The sequence below is a fragment of the Sphingomonas sp. CCH9-F2 genome (assembly GCF_001556735.1).
Lineage (GTDB): Bacteria > Pseudomonadota > Alphaproteobacteria > Sphingomonadales > Sphingomonadaceae > Sphingomonas > Sphingomonas ginsenosidimutans.
The window spans coordinates 1-4,963 of sequence record NZ_LSJO01000560.1 but is presented as its reverse complement, the minus strand read 5'-3'; the positions used below and the strand labels follow the sequence as shown (position 1 = coordinate 4,963).

The following is a 4,963-nucleotide window of genomic DNA, read 5'->3' as shown; positions in this document are numbered from 1 at the left end:
CTCGGCGTGCTGGCGGGCGAACTGCTGTTCGCGGTGGCGATCTGGCGGCGCGCGGCGGCGTGGCTGCGCGAGCGGGACGGCGCCTGGACCCCCGCGACGACGCTCAGTCCGAGTAGATGATCGTCGTGCCCATCGCGTCGAAGCGCACGTCATAGGCCTGACAATCGGGCAGCGCGGCGACGACCGCGTCGCGCGTGCCGTCCGGGCAATAAGCGAGCAGGAAGCCCGCTTCGCCCGCGCCCAGCAGCTTGCCGCCCGACGCACCCGCCGCGCGCGCGCGGTCATAGGCATCGTCGACGCGCGGGTTGGTGATGCCGGCGGCCAGCTCGCGCTTGCGCATCCAGCCTTCGTGGAGATAGCCGCCGAGCACGTCGACATCGCCGACGATGTCGCGACGCAGCCCGCGCGCCATCTCCACCATCGCGCGCAGATTGTCGGTGACCCGCCGGTCGGTCGCGGCGGCGGCGTTCTGCTGCTTCAGGATCGCGCTGGCCGAGCGGGTGCCGCCCAGATAGAACATGACGAGGTTGCGCTCCATCTTCTGGCGCATCGCCAGCGTGATCGGCACCGCCTCGCAATCGACGCTTTCGTCGGGGTGGAATTCGATGAAGTTCAGCCCGCCGAGCGCGCAGCCATACTGGTCCTGCTTGCCGATCGGCTCGCCCAGCTTCTCGATCTCGATCTCGCACGCGCGCGCGGCCAGTGCGGTCCGCCCTTCGTACCGGCCGCGATAGGCGTTGCACAGGTTGAGCAGCCCAACGGTGAAGGCGCTGGACGATCCCAGCCCGGTGCCGGCGGGAACATCGGCGCTGGAATTGAAGTCCACACCGTTCAGGCCATAGGCGCCGAACACCTCGCGGATGATGCGATGCTGGATGTCGGCGACGGCGCGCGGCGTCTCCAGCTGCGAATATTTGAGGATATAGCCCTCACCGCCGAAGTAATCGTGCATCGACAGATAGACGTAGCGCGCGATCGACATGCTGAGCACCGCACCGCCGTGTTCGCGGTAGAAACTGGGCAGGTCGCTGCCCCCGCCGCAGAAGCTGATGCGGAGCGGCGTGCGGGAAATGATCATTGGCCCATGGCTTTCATGACGAAGGCGACCGCATCGGTCAGCGTGGCGGCGACGTGATCGGGATCGGCGCGGCGGTTGCCCGCGTCGGTGCCGGCATGCCCGGTCCGGAGCAGCACCGCCCGCGCGCCGGCGGCATGGGCGGCGGCGATATCGGCGTGGCGATCCCCGATCAGCCACGATCGCGACAGGTCGAGGTGATGGCGCTCCGCCGCGGCCAGCAGCATACCCGGTTTCGGCTTGCGGCAGTCGCAGTCGATCTTGAGCGCGGCGACCTCGCCCGGCCAGCCGCGTTCGGGATGGTGCGGGCAGACGAAGATATCGTCCAGATACGCGCCCGCCGCCGCCAGCCCGGTGTCGAGCGCGGCCATCACCTCGCCCAGCGTCTCCTCGGTCAGGAAACCCTTGGCGATATCGGGCTGGTTGGTGACGCAGATCACCGGGATACCCGCGGCGTTCGCCCTCCGCACGGCATTGCCGGCGTCGGGCATCAGTTCCAGGTCCTGCGCGCGGTGGACGCCGTTGATCTCGACGTTCAGCACGCCGTCGCGGTCGAGGAACAGCGCCGGCTTGGCATGGCGGTGGCTGAGCCGCGCGACCCGGCCGGAGGCCAGGTCCGCCTCGCCCTTGGCCAGCCGGGCAGGGGTGCCGATGTCCTTGACATATTCGACGCTGCGATAGGCGTTGAGCCGCCCGCCCGCCGCAACGATCGCGGGGAAGATGTCACGCCCCCAGTCGCTGGCGCCCTCCGCGGGGACCGCGTCGATCGCGGCGGGATCGAGGACGTAGAGCGCGGCACTGACCAGATTGGGCAGGATCGCGCCGTCGGGGTGGGGCTTGGGCAGGAAGCGGCGGATGCGGTGGTCGGCGTCGGCGATCAGCAGGTCGCTGTCGTGCGGATGGTCGTTGGGATGGACGAACAGCGTCCCCAGCCCGCCGTGTTCGGCGTGGAAGGCGGCCATGCGCGCCAGATCGACGTCGAGCAACGTGTCGCCGTACAGCACCAAGAACGGTTCGGTCAGCAGGTGCCGTGCATCGCGCACCGCGCCGGCGGTGCCCAGCGGCTCGCCCTCGCGGACATGCGCGATCCGCACGCCGAACGCGCTGCCGTCACCGAAATGCGTCTCGATCACCTCCGCCAGATGGCCGGTGAGCAGGACGATATCGGTGAAGCCGGCATCGCGCACGTCCTCGACCAGCCGTTCCAGCAGCGGCCGGCCGGCGACCGGCACCATCGCCTTGGGCCGGTCGGTCAGCCCCAGCCGCGTGCCCTTGCCGCCGCACAGGACGACCGCCTTCATGCAGTGACGCCGGCGGCGTGAAGCGCCCAGCGCGCGGCGGCGCGCACCGCGCCCTCCGAATCGAGTCGCGGCGACCAGCCGAGCGAGCGGATCAGCGTGGTGTCATAGTCGACGCTGGGTACGTCGCCGATCCAGCCGCGGTCACCGCCGGTATAGGCGATCTGCGCGGTGCCGCCGGCTTCCTCCACGACGATCTCCGCCATGCGCCGCACGCTGCACCGCGTGGTCCCGCCGACGTTGAAAAGGTTGACCGGCGCGTCCATCGTTTCCCATGCCAGCAGCAGAGCGTCGACCAGATCGTCGACGTGCAGGTACGGCTTGATCTGGCTGCCGTCGCCCAGCACCTGGAGCCGGTCGGGCGTGGCGGCCAGTTTGCGTGCGAAATCGTGGATCGCGCCGTGGGTCGAACGGTCGCCGACGACATTGGGGAAGCGCGCGATCCACGCGCGGATGCCGTAATTGCCGACGAACGAGGAAATGAACGCCTCCGACGCCAGCTTCGCCGCGCCATAATGCGAGATGGGGAGCAGCGGGCCGTGATCCTCGCGGATCGCACCGGTCGCCTCGCCATAGACCGCCGATGTCGAGGCGAACAGGATGCGGGGCGTGCCGTGCCGGCGCATCGCGTCGAGCACCGCCCAGCTGGTGCGGAAGGTGGCGTCGAAATCCACCCCCGGATCGGCATGGCTGACCGCGATGTCGGAATTGGCGGCGAGGTGGAAGACCGCGTCGAAGCGGTGTTCGGCGAACAGCGCGTCGAGCGTGGCGGGGTCGGTCGCGTCACCTTCCACGAAGGCGAAGGCGGCATTGCCCTCCAGCGCCGACAGGTGCGTGCGCCGCCCGAGCAGCAGATTGTCGAGCGCGACCACCCGCTCGCCGCGGGCGACCAGCACCTCGCACAGATGGCATCCGATGAAGCCGGCGCCGCCGGTGACGAGGACGGTCACGCGGCGGCGTTCCCGTCGCGCGCCGCGGCGATCAGCTGCGCGATGATGTGCATCAGCGCCTGGTGCGCATCCTCCACCACGCCGTAATTGGCGACATCGACGTGCAGCGCGACGTCCGCCGCGGTGCGCAAGCCGCCGCCGGAGAAGCCGCTGAGCCCGATCACGGTCATGCCCCTGGCCTGGGCGGCGGTGACGGCGTTGAGGATGTTCGGGCTGTTGCCCGAGGAGGAGATCGCGATCAGCACGTCGCCTTCGCGCCCGATCATCTCCACCTGCCGGGCGAACACCGTCTCGAACCCGAAATCGTTGGCGATCGCGGAATAGAGCGCGGTGTTGGCGCTGAGCGAGGTGGTGTCGACCGTGGGGTGGTGGTGGGTATGCGTGCCCTTGGTCAGGTCGCAGCACAGATGGTCGGCGATCGCGCTGGATCCGCCGTTGCCGATCGCGAAGACGCGCCGCCCGGCGTCCGCCGCACCGGCGATCAGCGCGCGCGCCCGTTCCAGCGCCGCGCCGTCGACGCCGTGCAGCGCATCGCGCAGGCCATCGGCATAGTCACGCAGATAGGCGGCCGCGCTGCCCGTATCGAACAGGCGGTTGCGCCGCCGCGGATCGTGCACTTCGTCAGCCATCCCTGCGTCCCCTTGAAGTCATCGTGACGGCCATGCCCGCACAGCCGCCAATAAAGCGTTTCGCCGGAAATGGCTCCAAGACCGATCCGGCGCGCGCCCTTGCCGATAGGCGCGCGCCGGTTGTCGATCAACGTCTGGATTCTGAATGCCTTGACCCAGCGCGCGTCAGATCGGCGTGGCGCGCGCCGAACGCCAGCGAACGAGCAGGTCGATCGCCGCCGCCGCCAGCAGCGACACCCCGAGCACCGGCATCATCACCCCCGCCGCCGTCAGGATCGCGACCGCGCCCGCGACCCGCGCGCCGGGGACGCGCGGCGGCGCGGCGAGCCGACCGGCGGGGCGCCGTTTCCACCACATCGCCACCCCGCTGACGACCAGTACGACGATGCCGATGCACGGCAGCAGCATGACGATCTGGTTCACCGTGCCGAAGTAATTGCCCATGTGCAGCTGCACCCCCAGTTCGATCGCGCGCGCACCGATGCCATAGTCGGCGAACCCGACGTCACGGATCAGCCGCCCCGAATAGCGATCGAAATACAGGCTGCGCTGCCCCTGCGGCCGGTCGGGATAGGTATAGGCGGTGTAGACGCCGGTGGGGCCGGCGGGCGGGAACAGGCGATAGCCGCCCGCCAGCGCATGATCGCGCGCCAGCGTGGCGGCCACCGCGTCCAGCCCGGCGATCGCCGCACGATCGGTCGTGCCCGCAGGCGCCATATGCTCAGCATGGGCGGAGGGCATCGCCGACACGGGCATCGGCGCGCCTTCCAGCGTCCACGGCGCGCTGCCCAGCGCCGCCTTCATCGGCGCGCTGGACGGCGCATTGCTGGTGGCGTGCGACACCGGATAGCCGCCGCCGACGCGCGACAGCATGTCGCGAATCACATCGCCCTGCACCTGCGCCCAGGGCAGGCCGGTGAGCAGCAGGAAGGCGATCAGCGCCACCGTCCACACGCCGGTGACGGCGTGGATATCGCGCCAGACCACGCGCCCGCGCAGGTGGAGGCGGGG

5 protein-coding genes are annotated in these 4,963 nt (G+C 70.0%); all 5 read right to left on the bottom strand.

The window, feature by feature from the left end; genetic code table 11:
* Positions 1-103 precede the first annotated feature (103 nt).
* Positions 104-1,078, bottom strand: a complete 975-nt coding sequence (locus tag AX685_RS15780; RefSeq protein WP_066490360.1) for a GHMP family kinase ATP-binding protein — start codon at positions 1,076-1,078, stop codon at positions 104-106.
* Positions 1,075-2,376: an HAD-IIIA family hydrolase gene (locus AX685_RS15775; RefSeq protein ID WP_066490357.1), complete on the bottom strand. Its 1,302-nt coding sequence runs from the start codon at positions 2,374-2,376 to the stop codon at positions 1,075-1,077. Before AX685_RS15775 ends, AX685_RS15780 begins: the two co-directional genes overlap by 4 nt.
* The gene (locus AX685_RS15770; RefSeq protein ID WP_066490356.1) at positions 2,373-3,323 is read right to left on the bottom strand and encodes an SDR family NAD(P)-dependent oxidoreductase; all 951 of its coding nucleotides are present in this window, start codon (positions 3,321-3,323) and stop codon (positions 2,373-2,375) included. The genes AX685_RS15775 and AX685_RS15770 overlap by 4 nt, the downstream gene beginning before the upstream one ends.
* Entirely contained in the window at positions 3,320-3,952 is a 633-nt protein-coding gene (locus AX685_RS15765) for an SIS domain-containing protein (RefSeq protein WP_082741012.1), read from the bottom strand. The genes AX685_RS15770 and AX685_RS15765 overlap by 4 nt, the downstream gene beginning before the upstream one ends.
* 165 nt (positions 3,953-4,117) lie before the next feature.
* A partial coding sequence (locus tag AX685_RS15760; RefSeq protein ID WP_197418652.1) for a PepSY-associated TM helix domain-containing protein occupies positions 4,118-4,963 on the bottom strand: 846 nt, incomplete at its 5' end.